Source organism: Paenibacillus puldeungensis, from assembly GCF_042678945.1.
In the GTDB taxonomy this organism is placed as follows: Bacteria; Bacillota; Bacilli; order Paenibacillales; family Paenibacillaceae; genus Fontibacillus; species Fontibacillus puldeungensis.
Genome location: NZ_JBHTLM010000006.1, coordinates 174120 through 190475 on the forward strand (window position 1 = coordinate 174120; position 16356 = coordinate 190475).

13 protein-coding genes are annotated in these 16356 nt (G+C 48.8%); 2 read left to right on the forward strand and 11 right to left on the reverse strand.

Annotation, left to right across the window (positions count from 1 at the left end):
• Nucleotides 1–8 precede the first annotated feature (8 nt).
• The 7 genes from ACFQ3W_RS10795 to hemE all read right to left on the reverse strand — a co-directional run bounded on the left by ACFQ3W_RS10795 (nt 9) and on the right by hemE (nt 7221).
• Complete coding sequence (locus ACFQ3W_RS10795; RefSeq protein WP_379319336.1) at nt 9–824, reverse strand: DUF92 domain-containing protein; 816 nt, start codon at nt 822–824, stop codon at nt 9–11.
• A gap of 2 nt (nt 825–826) precedes the next feature.
• Nucleotides 827–1468, reverse strand: coding sequence for a fumarylacetoacetate hydrolase family protein (locus ACFQ3W_RS10800; protein ID WP_379319337.1), 642 nt, complete (start codon nt 1466–1468; stop codon nt 827–829).
• A 30-nt stretch (nt 1469–1498) separates the two neighbouring features.
• Nucleotides 1499–2230: a glycerophosphodiester phosphodiesterase gene (locus ACFQ3W_RS10805; protein ID WP_379319231.1), complete on the reverse strand. Its 732-nt coding sequence runs from the start codon at nt 2228–2230 to the stop codon at nt 1499–1501.
• Nucleotides 2231–2251: 21 nt separating this feature from the next.
• Complete coding sequence (locus ACFQ3W_RS10810) at nt 2252–3637, reverse strand: CapA family protein (RefSeq protein WP_449290207.1); 1386 nt, start codon at nt 3635–3637, stop codon at nt 2252–2254.
• A gap of 129 nt (nt 3638–3766) precedes the next feature.
• Nucleotides 3767–5191, reverse strand: a complete 1425-nt coding sequence (gene hemY / locus ACFQ3W_RS10815) for a protoporphyrinogen oxidase (protein WP_379319233.1) — start codon at nt 5189–5191, stop codon at nt 3767–3769.
• 6 nt (nt 5192–5197) lie between these two features.
• Nucleotides 5198–6142 (reverse strand): ferrochelatase, encoded by a 945-nt coding sequence (gene hemH, locus ACFQ3W_RS10820; protein ID WP_379319234.1) that lies wholly within the window; start codon nt 6140–6142, stop codon nt 5198–5200.
• A gap of 14 nt (nt 6143–6156) precedes the next feature.
• Nucleotides 6157–7221, reverse strand: coding sequence for a uroporphyrinogen decarboxylase (hemE, locus tag ACFQ3W_RS10825; protein ID WP_379319235.1), 1065 nt, complete (start codon nt 7219–7221; stop codon nt 6157–6159).
• Between the two features lie 223 nt (nt 7222–7444).
• On the opposite strand from hemE, the gene ACFQ3W_RS10830 reads away from it, so the two are divergent.
• Entirely contained in the window at nt 7445–8656 is a 1212-nt protein-coding gene (locus ACFQ3W_RS10830) for an MFS transporter (RefSeq protein ID WP_379319236.1), read from the forward strand.
• 376 nt (nt 8657–9032) lie between these two features.
• On the opposite strand, the gene ltrA is transcribed toward ACFQ3W_RS10830, so the two are convergent.
• Complete coding sequence (ltrA, locus tag ACFQ3W_RS10835; protein WP_379319237.1) at nt 9033–10325, reverse strand: group II intron reverse transcriptase/maturase; 1293 nt, start codon at nt 10323–10325, stop codon at nt 9033–9035.
• A 729-nt stretch (nt 10326–11054) separates the two neighbouring features.
• The gene (locus tag ACFQ3W_RS10840; RefSeq protein ID WP_379319238.1) at nt 11055–12227 is read right to left on the reverse strand and encodes an alanyl-tRNA editing protein; all 1173 of its coding nucleotides are present in this window, start codon (nt 12225–12227) and stop codon (nt 11055–11057) included.
• Between the two features lie 176 nt (nt 12228–12403).
• On the opposite strand from ACFQ3W_RS10840, the gene ACFQ3W_RS10845 reads away from it, so the two are divergent.
• Nucleotides 12404–12904 (forward strand): GNAT family N-acetyltransferase, encoded by a 501-nt coding sequence (locus tag ACFQ3W_RS10845; protein WP_379319239.1) that lies wholly within the window; start codon nt 12404–12406, stop codon nt 12902–12904.
• Nucleotides 12905–12932: 28 nt separating this feature from the next.
• On the opposite strand, the gene ACFQ3W_RS10850 is transcribed toward ACFQ3W_RS10845, so the two are convergent.
• Together ACFQ3W_RS10850 and ACFQ3W_RS10855 are read right to left on the reverse strand one after the other, a co-directional pair.
• Entirely contained in the window at nt 12933–14237 is a 1305-nt protein-coding gene (locus ACFQ3W_RS10850; protein WP_379319240.1) for an APC family permease, read from the reverse strand.
• Between the two features lie 128 nt (nt 14238–14365).
• Complete coding sequence (locus tag ACFQ3W_RS10855) at nt 14366–16351, reverse strand: copper amine oxidase N-terminal domain-containing protein (RefSeq protein WP_379319241.1); 1986 nt, start codon at nt 16349–16351, stop codon at nt 14366–14368.
• Nucleotides 16352–16356 lie beyond the last annotated feature (5 nt).

Below are 16356 nucleotides of genomic sequence, written 5' to 3' on the forward strand. Positions count from 1 at the left end.
CCCCTACTTTACATAATCATTGCAATTCCAATCGCAAGCCCCCCGGCAGCTAAGGAACTCAGCAAATTCACCATATCGTTGCTCATCCATTCTAGTCCCCGCAGCCGTTCAGTAGGACGCCCGCAGTGGGCAGTCACCTCAACGCTCTTGCCGCAAACCGGGCAGCGGTTCATCCGTTGAAGCGTTGCTCCCAGGAAGGAATCGGCAAATGCCCCGGCAAATCCGGAAAGACCACCAACCAAAATCCACTTCCAAAGCGGCAGGTTGGGTAAACCTGTATTCGGCCCCGTCCAATGCAGCAGCAGCCATGCGGCCCCGCCGATGATGGCAGCGCCGATGAGCGCCGCAGAGCTGCCCAGGAAGGTTACCCCTCCAGAAGTTCCTGGCGGAATCTTTTTGCCGTTCAGTACTGAGCGTGGTGGTTTTTTACTAAGCCCACCCCATTCCGTGGCCCATGTATCCGCCGTTACCGCAGCCATTGTACCAACGAAAAAATAACTCCAATCGGCGTGCGGCCATAACCAGTTTCCGAGGCAGGCCAGCATCCCGAGCCCACCGTTAGCGAGCACCTGTCCGGCATCTCTTTTCCCGCTTTTCGCATACGATTTCTCCAGTTCTTCTTTGCGGTCCCCACGAAAATGAGAGAAAACCGATGAACTGACGAAGAACAGAAGTAAAATGCCGAACCAAAACAAATTCCCTGCCCCATAATACACCGTTCCCATGACGATTGCAGCCAGCATTCCTGAAAAAGAAAGCGAACGCTTCGTGTAGGCGGCCGCAGACACAAGCAGGGCGCAAAGCGCCCCCACAATCCAATCCATCATCATACTCGGGATGGGCCAGACTCGATTATGCAGCTACCCAGCACCTGTGAACCATAAATAAGCTCCAGTTTGTCTCCCGCATATACCGGGCCAACCCCCTCCGGCGTTCCTGTAAAAATCAAATCACCTTCGCCAAGACCATAGTGCTCCGCAATGTATTCTACAATGGTTTGCAGCGAGAAGATCATGTTGCTGACATTGCCGCGCTGCACCATTTCTCCGTTTATCCGAAGCAGGAAGTCCTCTTTTGCCACCTCAGCTTCACCCGGAAACGCAATATACGGCGTCATCGGAGCTGAACCGAGAAAACCCTTGGCCGCAGTCCATGGATGCCCCTTCTTTTTCAGCTCGTTCTGTACATCTCTCAGTGTAAAATCGATGCCAAACGCGATAACATCCACAAGCTCGTCCACACTCATCCCCGGTTGATAGGGGCGTCCAATACGCAGTACAAGCTCGGTCTCATAATGCACCTCGCCCCGCTCTTCAGGCAGCTTAATTCCTTTTCCGTCCATCGCCAGAACAGCGTGAGACGGCTTTAGAAAAATCATCGGCTCGGTTGGCACATCGTTCCCGAGCTCTTTGGCATGCTGCCGGTAATTTCTACCGACGCAATATACATTTGCCACCATTTTATTCATCATTCACGTTTCCCCCAGAGATAGTTTCTATTACGACTCCGCCATCGCTTTGCGCCAAATATCGGGCCGGTTCGTGCAGAGTAGAATATCCTTGTGAAGCGCAGCGGTACGCCGCAGTGATTTAACATCATCCATCGTCCAAGCCATAATTTCAATTCCGCGACGAATCGTCTTGGAGACGAGATCCGCCGTCAGAGACTTATAGCGAATGGAGAGAAAAGAACAGTTCAGCAGTTGCAAACGAAGAAGCAAATCCTTCGGGTTGCCGTCGATGATAAGTCCGGTACGAATACCGCGTCCGATTTCGTTAACCTTCGCCAGGATGCGTGGTTCAAAGGAGGTCAGCACAACCTCGTGTTCCATGTGGCGTTTTTTGACTGCGGAGATCACTTTTTCCTCAATGCAGGGGTATAGATTGCCTTCCGTCTTGATCTCGATATTAGCCCGCATCCGCCCGGCGATCATGTCAAGAAATTCGTCCAGGCTAATCAGGCGTTCTCCCTTAAAATCTTTCGATTTCCAGCTTCCGGCATCCAATTTCTGCAGCTCCGCCCACGTTTTCTGCTTCACCGGTCCCCGGCCGTTCGTTGTCCGATTTAGCGTGAAATCATGGATCAACAGAGGAACTCCATCCTTTGACAGCTGCACATCGACTTCCACCCAATGGACATCAGGCTGCTCCATCGCCAGTTTGATCGCGGCCATCGTATTCTCCGGCGCAATTCCGGAAAAACCGCGGTGAGCCACACAAGGATTTTGCATCTTCTGCCCCCTTCTTTCGTGCTACTCCGTAAACGCTGCTATACGCTGCTCAGTGGGAAATGAACCAAATCTGCCTGTCTTTTTCGCACCCAACGATAATACTTCTCCATTGCTTCCAATCTTCACGCCCGGAGAATAGCTTTGCACTTCCCTCAGCAACTTGCTCCCCTCCTGCTTATTCATCGGAACCGGCTGTCCCAGCTCTGTGCGGTAAGGGATCAGCTGCATCGTACATGCTCCTTTACGAGTGCATTTTACCGCAAAAATAGCTGTTTCCCATGTCTTTGGATCCTTCGACTTTGTGAAAATGAAGTTGCCTGTACTGTAAGCAATCCACTTCCCTTTATAATTCTCCAACCCTTGAAGGACGTGGGGATGCCCGCCGATGACCAAATCTGCTCCCGCATCGATAAAGGAGTGGGCCAAATCTTTCTGATGCTTCTCCAGCACAGTAACACGTTCTTTTCCCCAATGGGTAACGACCAGCACCACATCGGCATTTTTACGAGCTGCCTTTATCGCTTTTACGGCAAGATCAGGTTGATATACCGAAGCGACACCGGCTTGTGTTTTTCCGGCTGCCCAACTTGGCTCAGGCATAACACGACTAAAACCAAACAAGGCAATTCGGATGCCTTTGCGTTCGATATATGCTGGAGCATAGGCGTCCTTGCTGTTATTTCCCGCTCCGGCATGAACGATTTTGTACTGATTTAAATATTTTATGGTGTCCCGAAGGCCTGAAATGCCATGGTCCAAAATATGGTTATTCGCTAAATTCACTGCATCGACTCCAGCCATCTCCATCGAAGCGAGCGCCTTCGGCGACGACTTGAAAACAAACTGTTTGTTCTTAGCCGCCTGGCCGCCCTTCGTCACCGGAGTCTCCAAATTCAGTACGGTTAGGTCATCTTTTTGAAACAAATTTTGTACATATTTATATGGATAATCATACCCAGCTTTCTCCAGCTTCTCGGCAACTTTGCTCGAAAAGATCGTATCGCCTGCAAAATGAATCAGCAGCTCATCATCACGGACTCCGCCGATGGGTGACCCTGGCTCGTTAACCAGATCAAGCTCATCCGGGTTCTGCTCCGCCTCCGCTACACCATCCCCCGTCAGGAGGTTATCACCAGCTTCGTTCTCGTTTTCCGGCTGTCCTTCGGGGGATGTTAGCCCCGTATTTTGTCCTCCTTGCCCATTCGTAACACCACTAGGATTCGTCTGTACCCCGGATGGACTTTTCACCGGACTGCCCTGCTGCGTTCGCTCTCCTAAATAAAAGTAGGCCCCCAGCACAATGATCAAAGTGATAAGCGTTAAGTTCACCATTAACCAAATGCGGTTAAGCCGCCGTTGTTTTTCCTGCTTTCGTTTTTTTGATTTTTCAGATCTTGGTGGATACATTACGGACTCCTTTTAAAGCTTTATTTGAACCGTATTGATTTTATTATATCAGGTATCCGGAAATAAATAGAACCCCTCGCCTATTTTCAGGAAAGGGGCCTAGTAGATGATGAAGAGTTTTGTTACTCCTTACGCATGTGCAACTTCGAACTTAGATGCCATTCGCTCGGCTAATTCCTTGGCTTGCTTAATGCAATCCGGCAAACCGACGCCTTCAAAAGCCGCTCCGGTAGCATAAACATTTGGTACTTTAGACTCCATTTGCCCGCGCAGCGCAGCAATTTGCTCTAAATGACCAACCGGGTATTGCGGCATCGATTTGGGCAGACGGGTAATTTCCGAAAATAGCGGCCGTGCAGTAATATTCATCAGTTTGTTGAGGTCCTTTAGCACTAGCTCGGTCAATGCCTCGTCAGATAGAAATACGTTCTCTTCATTTCCCGAGCGGCCCACGTAACAACGCAGGAGCATTTTGTCATCTGGACTCGTATGCAACCACTTAATGCCGGTCCAGGTGCAGGCCGTGATATTCAGCCCTTCCTTCCGCGGAACGAGGAAACCTGAACCGTCGAATTTGCCGGTGACATCCTGTCTGTCAAAAGCCAGAACAACGTTCGCTACCGACACATAATTGATCGCATCCAGCGCACTCACATCAACGTGCGGTCTGAGAAGCCCGGCCGCGGTAAAAGCAGGTACTGTGACAACAACGTCGTCCGCTGGCAGCACCTCGCCTGAGGATAGCGCGATTTCATAAGCTTCCTCTCCAGTTCGGCGAATGTCCGAAACTTCACTATTTAGGCGCTGATCAACATCCCCAAGCTCTTGAACGAGCCCGTCAATGAGGCTTTGCAGTCCATTGCGAAAAGTGAGAAACGCGCTGCGCTTTGTTCCGGTGTGCGTTTCCTTCGGCTGCTTGCCCGTCATCATTCCTTTGATTAAGCTGCCATAAGTCCGTTCAAGCTCTGCAAACTGTGGAAACGTCGATTTCAGGCTCAGCTTATACGTATCGCCCGCATAAATCCCGGCCAGCAGCGGCTCGGTCATATTTTCCAGCACCTCAGCACCCAGTCGCCGTTCGATGAAAGCCCCCAAAGATTCGTCCTCCTCACTCATTCTAGGAGGAAGCACAAAATCCATCATAGCCCTGGCCTTACCGCTTACAGACACGAGGCCGCTTTCCAGGAACGGCTCCAATTCGGTCGGGATGCCCAACACCAGTCCGGACGGCATCGGATGAAGCTGCCCGCCGTTCACAATATACGTTTTCTTGGCATTCGGATTCATTTGTACCAATTCTTCGTCCAAGCCCAGTTCGCGAGCCAGATCGATCATCGCTGTTTTCCGGGCAAGGAAGGAGTCCGGGCCCTTTTCGATCACGAAATTGTCGCGGCGCAGGGTATCAATTTTCCCACCCATCGCCCAGCCTTGCTCCAGAATCGTTATTTTCGGCTCCAGACCCTTTTCCCGGTAAAACTTACGGATGTAAAAAGCCGTGCTAAGCCCGGTCAGTCCCCCGCCGATGATGACAACCTTACGAAAAGAATTTCCCATGCTTCTTCATCTCTTTTCCCAAGTTTTCATAACAGCATCACTAAGCGTCTCCATATAAAGTGGATCCGTGTTCAAGGAGTCAATACGTTCCAGTCGCATATCTAGTTCCTTGGCAATCTTCTTGGCTTCAATGTCCAAATCGTACAAAACCTCTAAATGATCGGACACAAAACCTACCGGAGCGACAAGTACATCCTCCACCTGCTCCTGGCTTAAATCCTTCAAGGTATCGAGAATGTCCGGTCCAAGCCACGGCTCGGCGGTTCGCCCCGCGCTTTGCCATGTAAACTGCCAGGACGTAATCCCGCATTTCTCGGCAACTGCTTTAGACGTTTCCAGCAGCTGTTCCTGATAGGGATCGCCCATTTGCAGTATTTTTTCCGGTAAGCTGTGTGCGCTGAATAATACCCTAACTTGATCTCGGTTTGCGCCAGCCTCTACAAACTGGTCGAGCTTACGGGATACTCTGTTCGCCAAGGCCTCGATAAGCTTCGGATGCAAATGGTAGCTATGTACAAATCTCATAGAGATGCCGACTTCCTGCGCCTTGGCTTCCGCCCGTTTAATGTATCCGCCGATGCTCATGACGGAGTAATGGGGTGCGAGTACAATTCCAATCGCTTCGGTAATTCCATCCTTGGCCATTTCGGCAACGCCGTCTTCGATAAAAGGATAGGCATGTTTTAGGCCTTGGTAACACTTGAAATCGGGTGTACCTTCCCCCTTCAGACGATCCAATGTTTCCTGAAGCGCTGCCACCTGGTTGTCGGTATTGGCCCGAAGCGGAAACACTCCGCCCACGATGGCTTCATAGCGGCCGACCAACTCCTTAAGCTGCTGCTCCGTTGGTGGATGTCCGCGGCGTATATGGGTATAGTAAGACTCTATTTGATCCAGGCTTTCCGGTGTGCCATAAGACATGACCAGTACGCCGGTCTTTGATTGATCCAATCTGATTCACCTCACTACTTCGTATTCAATATGGCTTTTCGGACGATAGCTTCTTCCGAATAGCTGTGAACAAACTCCGTCAATTCCTTGAGCTTATCTATCGACGCTTCTGGAAACAGGCCATGTCCCAGGTTAAAAATAAATCCCGGCGACTCGATCCCCTCATCGATGATTTCCTTCGCCTGCTGCTTGATGATCTCCATCGGTGCAGTGAGGACATATGGATCCAGATTGCCCTGCATCGTATAACGATCGGCCGTACGGCGGCGGCCTTCTTGAATCGACACCCGCCAGTCTAGTCCGATACAATCGGCCTCAATATGGATTAGAGACCCGAGAAGCTCTCCGGAGCTGACTCCAGGGAAATAAATTTTCGGTACATCCAAATCGTGAAGTTCGGCAAAAATACGGGTAATCGTCGGAAGTACATATTTTTCAAAATCTTTCGGAGCGAGTGTGCCAACCCAGCTGTCAAACAGTTGAAACGCCTTGCCGCCGCTTTTTACATGGGCTCGCAAATAAGCGATAACCATGTCGCCTAGCTTGTCCATGAGCTTAAACCACAGCTCGGGCTCGCCATACATCATCGATTTGGTACGGATATAGCTTTTGGACGGTCGTCCTTCGATTAAGTAGCTGGCGATTGTAAACGGCGCCCCTGCAAATGTAATCAGCGGAACGTCAAGCTCTCGGTCCAAGATAGAAATCGTTTCCAGTATATGTGAGAGATCGCTTTCTACATCAATCGGTTTTAAACGGTCAATGTCGGCCGCGGTACGAAGCGGATGCTCAATGACCGGTCCGATGTTCTTGACGATGTCGAATTCGACGCCGAGGGAAGCAACCGGATTCATAATATCGGAATACAAAATGGCCGCATCCACCCCTAGCTTGCGGACGGGCATCATCGTAATTTCGGCGGCCAGTTCCGGCTGCCGGCAAATCTCTAGCAGGCTGTACTTTTCTTTGATCTTCCGATAATCAGGATCATATCTGCCCGCCTGGCGCATGTACCAAACAGGGATACGTTCCACTTCCTGTCGTTTGCAGGCGCGGATAAAGAGATCATTATAAGCCAATCCATTTTCCCCCAATTCTTCAATAGTGCTAGCCTAAACCTACACTATAAACATTCTAATTTACATTATGCCCTTTTTGATTGTAAGTAACAACTATCACAATGGGCAAACGAATGACAATCATATGACATTGCTCCCGAAGCGATTATTCCACAATGTGGTATACTAATAGAACTTTGTTTACAACAACTAGATTTCCGCGCGGAAAGGAAGTGAAAGCACCGTGAAGACCTGGAAAGTAAATCTCATCGTGCTTTGGTTCGGCAGTTTTTTAGTGAACGCTGGAATGACCATGATAACCCCATTTCTATCTCTATACCTGGCGAGAGACCTGGGTGTTCACGGTGAGCAAGCGATCGGACTTTGGGCAGGTTCGATTTTTGCGGCTAACTTTGCAACCTCCTTTATTTTTCAGCCGATTTGGGGGAAGTTGTCCGATAAGTACGGGCGTAAAATCATGCTACTTCGCTCCGGCTTCGGGATGGCCATAGTTATAACGATGATGGGCTTCGCCACACAGCCTTGGCATCTGCTCGCCTTGCGGCTGCTTAATGGTACAATTTCCGGCTTTAACCCTGCTTCTGTGTCGCTGATTTCGGGTACAGCACCGAAAGAACGGATGGGCTTTGCTATGGGAACGATCCAATCCGGCAATGTGGCCGGAACGATACTCGGTCCATTGATCGGTGGGCTTATGGCAGATTGGGTGGGATTTCGGCCGATCTTTTACATTACGGGGAGTTTGCTGTTTACTGCTTCCCTCCTTGCCTTGTTGTTTGTACGTGAGAAGTTCGACCGGGAGGAGGCCGCCCACGCCCCGCAAATTTCCGTGCTGCAGGGCTTTCTCGAGTTAAACAAAACACCGCAGCTTACCGCTTTGTTTGCCGTAACGTTTCTGCTGCAATTTGCTATGCTTAGCCCAATGTCGCTGCTGCCTTTGTATGTGGAAAAACTGCATGGCGTAGCAGCCAATGTGACTTTCTGGGCCGGGTTTGTCAGCGCCGTAACCGGAATCTCCAACATGGTGACTTCCCCGATACTGGGCCGGGTCAGCGATAAGGTTGGCGCACATCGTGTCCTTACGTTTTGTCTCATTGGGGCGTCGGCAACGCTGATCCCGCAAGCGTTCGTGCAAACCGTCTGGCAGCTTATAGCCATCCGATTTCTGATGGGCGTGTTTATGGGCGGACTGCTGCCCAGCGTCAACGCGCTCATTCGCTTCTATACGCCGGACGGTATGGAAAGCCGGGCATTCGGCTTCAACAGCAGCACGCTGGCACTTGGAAATATGCTCGGCTCCCTGATCGGCGGCTTCTTGTCCGGGTTCATCGGCATCGAAGGGCTGTTTATCATTTCTGGCATTATGCTGCTGGTCAACACGATGTGGGTGCGGTGGAAGCTTTATGCGAACCCGAAGGTTGCGGTTGGCAAGTAGGGCAGGGGAGTAGTAGGTCAACGAGCGAGAATACTCATGTCCACGATTCCCGATGCGCACCATCCATCACTAAATGTATTTAGTACATTTATTTCTGGCTGAAATGGTTATTTTTGAATTTTAGTTGTAAAAAATACATTCATATTGGGCCAATTTGGTTTGCCAGGGTTGTTTCGTTCCTTTTAGCTGCACTATATACATTTAAATGCTCAATACTGCCACTAAGGCGATCTTTTAAATGTACTAAATGCAATTAAATTCTAGCTAGAGTGAAGGGCTGAAACTTTTTTTTTTTTTTCAGCCCCTCCTCATCAAACCGTACGTGAGGTTTTCCCTCATACGGCTTTCCGATGTTCGTCATTCATGTGCGTGCAGTTTACAAAAGCGTTTTGAGTCCATATTGTATGGATAGTGATTTCACTTCACGCAACGAGCTCATCCATCCAGCTCGTTGACGTTTCTTAGCGTACCATCTTGCGAGTCGGATCAGGATGTACCAGTCCAGTTTTGCCATCTTTCTTTGGCTGCAAGCTGTGAAGTAGTAGTTACGCCATCCCTGAATTTTAGGGTTTAGGTAATCTACATGCTCCTGAATTGATTTGTGGCGCATCTTTGGTGGAGCTAGCTGCTTTTTCACCACTTCTCTTATCCGTTCCTCCGCCTTACGGCACAACCATTGCTGGGTTGTATGGTACACCTGACCTTTAGACGTTTCAGCCTTTGTCTTTCGGTGGTGCATTCCTAAGAAGTCGAAGCCTTCTTCCCCTGTCCAAAGTCCGACGATGCGCGTTTTCGTTGGGTGAAGGATTAACTCCAGTCGTTCCATAATCGCTCTTATGAGTTCATATGCCCGCTCTGCATCCTTCTTTGTTTTGCAGATAACCACAAAATCATCTGCATAACGTGTTAGTTCTCCAACCTTGCTGCCATGTCGTTCCCACAGGAGGTCAAAGTAATTCAGGTAGATGTTCGCAAGCAACGGAGAAATCACTCCCCCTTGCGGTGTACCTAGATCTGAGCGCCTGACCTTACCTTCCTCCATGACTCCCGCACCTAGCCACTTTCGTACCAATTTTAGAATTCGCCTGTCGCTGATTCGCATTTCCACCAGCTTCATGAGCTTCTCTTGGTTGATGTTGTCGAAGTAGCCTTGGATGTCGACGTCAACCACCCAGTTTCCCTTGCGATTGCATGCTTTCCGAATACGTTCCAGCGCTTGCTTCGCACTTCTCTTTGGCCTGAAGCCGAAGGACGTTTCTTGAAAATCTGCTTCGAAGATGGGTTCAATGACTAGCTTGGTTGCCATCTGTATGACACGGTCTCTGACCGTGGGAATGCCTAATGGTCGCTGTTTTCCGTCCTTCTTTGGGATGTACTGGCGTTTTACGGGTTGCGGATGATACTTCCCTTCCTTGAGCCGACGATGGCAGTTCATGATAAAGTCAATTTCTCCTTGCTCCTCAATGTCTGCTAATGTCTCCCCGTCGATTCCGGCTGAGCCTTTGTTGGCTCGTACCCTTCGCCAGGCCTCCCACAGAATGTCTAGCCGATAGACCTTGTCATACAACGCGTGAAATCTTCGCTTCTTGTTTTCCTTGGCCGCATGACCTAGCTTCTCTTGGAATTCTTGAACGTTTTCCTTTGGTGTCGTTAGCCGTTGGGCATTCACTGACTCGTACCTCCTTGAAAAGCATGAACAAAGCAGGGCTCCTTCCCTCCCGCAGGTTGTGTTGTCCTACGTTCCTCGGTAGTATGAGCCCCTCGGACTCCCTTCCTGCAGGCCGCTCACTTCACCTTTGGCTTATAGAACGCCTCTTTACGAGTATCAAAAAAAAAATTCGTGCAGGGGAGGGTCTCCCCAGTTCACTGCATCCTCTTTCATACCATGCCGCTCCCTCTACGCCGGAGGATTCTTCGCTGCCGCTCCAAGTTCTAAGCAGCTTCCGTGGCCTTCGTCCATGCACACGGGACTCGGCTTCCTCTCTTCCCTCTTGCAAGGCCTTTTTGACGACGCGGCAGGATTCACTTGATGTTACGGCCTGGTATGTTGCTCGCCCCGTCTCTGACGGGTACTTTCGTCGATACGCTTTTACGTACAGATTTCGCCATACGCAAGTATCCTAGCTACGCGGGGGCTTGGCCCCTCCCGCGACCGGATTTTCACCGATTAGAAGATGCGTGCCTCTGGGCACGCTATGCACAAAAAGGCCGGGCGTTTACCCGGCCTTCCGCTTACATCAGCTTATCCCTGATTCACCTAACCTGCCTGTTTTTTCCAGTTATTAGTCATAATCTACATGACAGTCGAATTGTACTGTCCGATCTTCTCCGTAATCTGCTTGGCTGCGTCTTCAAGCGCCTGCTTTGGCTGCTTTTTCCCGTTCAAAGCACAACGGTTTTATAAAGGGAGAGTCTGTTTCGCAAATTCATAAAAAGCAAGCGCATCTTCCCAAGAAGCAAATCCGGCTTGAGCCTGCTTATCGCTGCCCCCACCTTTGCCGCGGAATTCCCCAAGATGCTGTTTAAAGAAAACGCCGCAGGAAACGGGGGTACTTCCGCTATGCGCCAAAAGCACTTTGCAATCCGCTTCAGTCGCCAAAACCACGAAACCATTGGTTTCAGCGGTGAGCTTTGCGGCCAAATTTTGCGCATCTTTCAGTAGTAAATCTGTAAAGACATGAGCGATCAGGCTTCCTTCTTGCTGCGTGAGCAGCTCCCGTGCGATAAATTCGTTGTTTCGTTCCTTAAGTCTCGACAGTTCTGCCTGCAACTGCTGTTGTTCGGATTCCCACTTCTCAATACGCTCCAGAATACCTTCTTTTCCAACTTTAAATTTGGACGTTAAAAGCCCTAAAATCCGCTCATCTTCACTAAATTCGACCAGCGCACGTTTGCCGCATTTAAAGTAAATTCGGACGTTTCCTTTTTGCTTTTCGGTTTTGAGCAGCTTGATGATGCCGATTTCACCCGTGGCCGAGACGTGCGTCCCGCCGCAGCCGTTGTATTCCACGTCCTTCATTTCGACAATGCGAATGTGATCCGTTACTTTGGGCGGTTTCACCAGCGGCAGCTTTGCCGCCTCCTCCCCAGACACAAAATAGCTTAGAATCGGGTGATTCAAATATATGTGGCGGTTTGCATCTATTTCGATGGCACTGAGTTGGTCCTGGGTCAGTTCCGGCTTATCCACATCGATCGTGCAATAATCGTTACCGAGGTGGAAGCTTACAGTCATCGCTCGATAAAGATCTCGGCATACGGCGGAGAGAAGGTGTTGACCGCTATGCTGCTGCATATGATCAAACCTGCGGTTCCAGTTAATTACGCAATTAACCTCCGGCTCTTCCGGAAAACGCTCGACTTTGTGCAGCACTTCATCATTTTCATCGATAACATCCAGTACGGCAATCCCTTGAATCGTTCCTTCATCGCAAGGCTGTCCGCCCCCGTGCGGATAAAAGGCCGTCTTTTCCAGAATCACATAAAGGCCATCCTCACGCTCCAGCGTCTGGCTGACGTGGGTTTGCCACTCGGTTAAATAGGAAGAATCATAATAGAGTCTTTGGGTCATGAGTCAAGTTCCTCTTTCGGTATTCTTATTTTGCTGATTATCATATCATAGATTTGCTTTCACAGAAAAAAGGACTGTTCAACAAGGAAAACGAAGCTGAATTATCATGGTTATACAAAAGTCCCAGTGATATGATAATATCATGGGACTTGATTTTTATGGCAGGAGGAGTAGAAATGATTAAACTAAGAGAAGCCGAACTAGAGGACTTGCCTGAAATGCTCGATATTTACAACGAATCCGTGCTGAATTCCACAGCCACCTTTGATTTAAAAGCCCAGACGATGGAAGAGCGCGCGGCCTGGTTTCATAAATATGGAGGCCGATACCCACTGATCGTTGCGGAGCTTCAGGGGAAAGTAGCCGGCTACAGCTGCCTTAGCCCGTTTCGAGCCAAACCGGCTTACAACGATTCCGCTGAGCTGTCTGTTTATCTAGCTCCCGCATTTCGCGGCCAAGGCATTGGGTCGGCTCTGACAGAAGAAATCCTGAAACGGTCCAGAGAGCTTGGCTTCCACACGGTGATCAGCGGCGTGGTCGGTGGCAATGAAGCAAGCCGGAAACTGCACGAGAAGTTCGGATTCTCCTATATCGGCTGCTTTAAGGAAGTCGGCCTGAAATTCGGTGAGTGGCAAGATGTTCATTTCTATCAATTATTCATCCCGCAAAGCATATGAAAACGAGCTCTATAGAAAATCATAGCGTTTACGCCGTCTTTCGATTCATATAGAAGTAAAGGGGAAGACCTATAAGCGTAATGCCAATGCCGATGAAGGATTGCACCGGGTTGCTGATAATAGTGCTGACCAAGATATATCCTCCACCCACCACCCCGATTAGCGGTGTAATGGGATACAAGGGTACCCGGTACTGTCCCTTTGCGGCAGGAAATTTACGGCGCAGCAGAAACACGCCAAGGACGCCCATCGTGAAGAAAATCCACAAAACAAAAATCAGCAAATCCGTTAACGTATCAAACGTGCCGGAGAAAATATAGATCACCGCCAAAGCCCCTTGAAAAATCAAAGCGTTTGCTGGCGTTCCAAACTTCGGATGAATTTTACCAAACACCCTCGAAAAAGGAATTTGGCCTCGTTCCGCCATGGCTTGAGGAACCCGAGCTGCGGTCATCAGGTAGCCGTTTAACGCACCAAGCACAGACACGATAATACCAGCCGTTATGAACACACCACCGCCGCTACCGAACAAGGCGTTGGCAGCATCTGCACCCGGAGCTTTGGAACTAACAATCGCCTCAAAAGACAATACTTTAAAAATGGCGATGTTAAATAGCACATAGACGCATATTACAAAAATAACCCCGATCGAAATCACCTTAGGCAGCGTTTGAGCAGGATTTTTAATTTCGCCTGCCATATTGGTCACACCGATCCAGCCGTCATAAGCCCACAGTGTCCCAAGTACCGCTACACCAAATCCAGCGCCGGTCGCTGCCGCATGAATTCCTGAGAATCCAGGAGCATCCCCGGAGAAGAGACCGAAGCCTATGATACCAATTACCGGAATCAACTTTCCGACCGTGGCTAAGGTTTGAATAATGCCTCCATACTTGGTAGCAATGACGTTCATGATCAATATAAAAGCTAAAATCGCTACAGCAAGTAGCTTCTGCTGCAGTCCGTTCATCGGAAGGAAATAGCCGGAATAAGAAGCAAAGGCGATGGCTAATGCCCCTACTGATGCGGGATAAGAAATAATCGTCTGCACCCATCCGAGCAAAAATCCAAAGATGTCACCGTAAAGTTCGCCTAGGTAGGTATATAAACCTCCGGATTTTGGAATAGCAGAAGCAATTTCAGCAACGGATAAGGCAGAAGCCAAGGTGATGATACCCCCGGCCACCCAGGCCAGAATACTCATCCAAGGCGATCCGGCATTATTCAAAACAATCCCGGGCTTCAGGAAAATACCTGACCCGATGATCACGCCAATTACAATCGATAGTGCTTCTACAAAATTGACAGACTTATTTAATGGACGGTTCGTCATTACTTACTCACGTTTCCTTCTAGATGCAAATTTTTTGGACAAGTCTTGCATTGCACCGAAACATTATACTTTATCGTTCCGCTTTTTATCAATTCATATTTGATCCGCACATTTCCATCTTAATCTGATTAAGATAGTATAACTGCCACTTTTCCGTTAATGAAACCAACGATATCAAAATTCGCATAAACCCATGTTTCGATCGTTTGTCCACTCTCCATCGTCGTGCTTCTTCCTGAAGGATCTCCCCAAGAGAGTTGAACCTGTTCCTTCGTCATCCCCATGGAAATATGCCCTGCTTTAATTTGATTCCAAGTAGCTGCAGACCACTTATATTTCTTATAAGGATCAAAATTAAAGAAGGAAGAACGATCACTGAACAATTGCGAAACACTAGATGAGGTCATCGCATAACTTTTTAGTGTTTTACCTGAGCCAGTCTTAAATTCAATAACGAAATCCCCAGAATCTTCAGGCACTATATCGGTCACTGTGACTTTCGAGAAACGTGTCCAATCCTGAAAATAATTGACCCAGTACGATCTCCCAATAAATTTAGCTAAGTTCCCTTGTGCTGCTTTCTTGATCAAAGAAGCTGTTTCGGAAGAAACAACGGCCATATGGGCAGCCCCGAAGGATATATTCGCTTGCTTCCACTTATTATCCCACTGTACATTTGCCCCTAAGACATCCGTTAACAGCGAAGCTGGAATAAGTAAACTCCCTTTATCCATAGTGGGCGCAGCTTTAAGCTGAATTGTTTCTCCGTTTAGCACTCCATGTGAATCCTTCGGTCGTACCGAAAGTGAAGTTTCGCCTAGCTTCACGTCGATTCCCCCACCCAGTGAAGTGACGGTTCCGCCTATTGCTTGAAACACAGGGTTAGCGGGCAAATAAACGACGCCATTCACCAGCTTAGAAAACTTAAGATTGTTGTGGAGACTCGCCGATATCGTTACAGATTCTGATTTGCCGCTGGAAGAAACGGTAATCTTCGTTTCACCGACTCCAAGCACCTTTACTTTTCCATCTGGCTGCAGCCGAAGCAATTGCGGCTTTTCAATCTGGAAATCGGACTGACCAGCAGGCACCTTAATTTTGGCCCCGTTCGTATAAGTCTCCTGAATGTCTATTTCTAAGCTGTCTCCAACATAAGGCTTCTTATCAGATATTGCCAATGAAATGCTGCTAACACTTGGAACATCGACAGGGGATACTTCCCCTTCATTGTATAGAAGCCAACTACCGTCGCTGCGCTGTGCATAGAAATGCTCCAAGTTCTTGAGTCCCGCTGTTTTTACGATTTGACTAAGGCCTGACATCTGTTTTGTCAGCTTGACCCGGTCTTTATAGTTCCCCGTTGTCCAAACAGATCCATCTTTACGTGTAACGACTAACGCTTTAGTAGGATGCTCGGCTGTGCTTGCGGCAAAAGCAATATGTACTGCATCGTCAGCAACTGTAAACGGTATAATGTTGCCATTATCATCAAACTCAAAGGTTTGGTACAGGACAACTTTACCGCTATTGTAAAGCACAGCGGCTCCATCCTCATAAGCCGCAATAGCCTTAACGGAAGCGACATCTGAGATGGTTCCCAGCTTTTTGAATACTCCCAGTTTGTAACGATCCTCAAAGAGAAGTTGTCCGTTACTAGACAAGGCTGCAAGCATTTTGTCTCCGTACGCGATCATCTCTATACTATCAAGATTTTTGTATTTCCCCCGCTTACTCCAAACGGTTCCATCGTTTTTTAACCAGTTTTTTCCTGAAACCTGCTTTATTCCCGTTTGGCCCTCCACCGCAATTGGAGGAGTAAAGATGTCCCATTCCATAAGCTTGCCATCTTTAGTTATACCTAAGCCACCGCTGGACTCAGTGTTGTCCGTTCCAGAAACCAGATTAGCGGGAGTGCGGGTCAGACCTCCTTCATATAATCCATACACTCGTGACCATAAAACCCCATTGTCCATCAACATGGTATCTTTATTAATGATGTCCTTGATTTGTGGCATCGATTCTTCCGCGAAAGCTTTCTCGCTCCCCCAACCTGTCGCTGGCCCAAAGCTAAATAGCAAGCTAAACGCGGCGATAAGCATAAACACCTTTCTCATTTCGT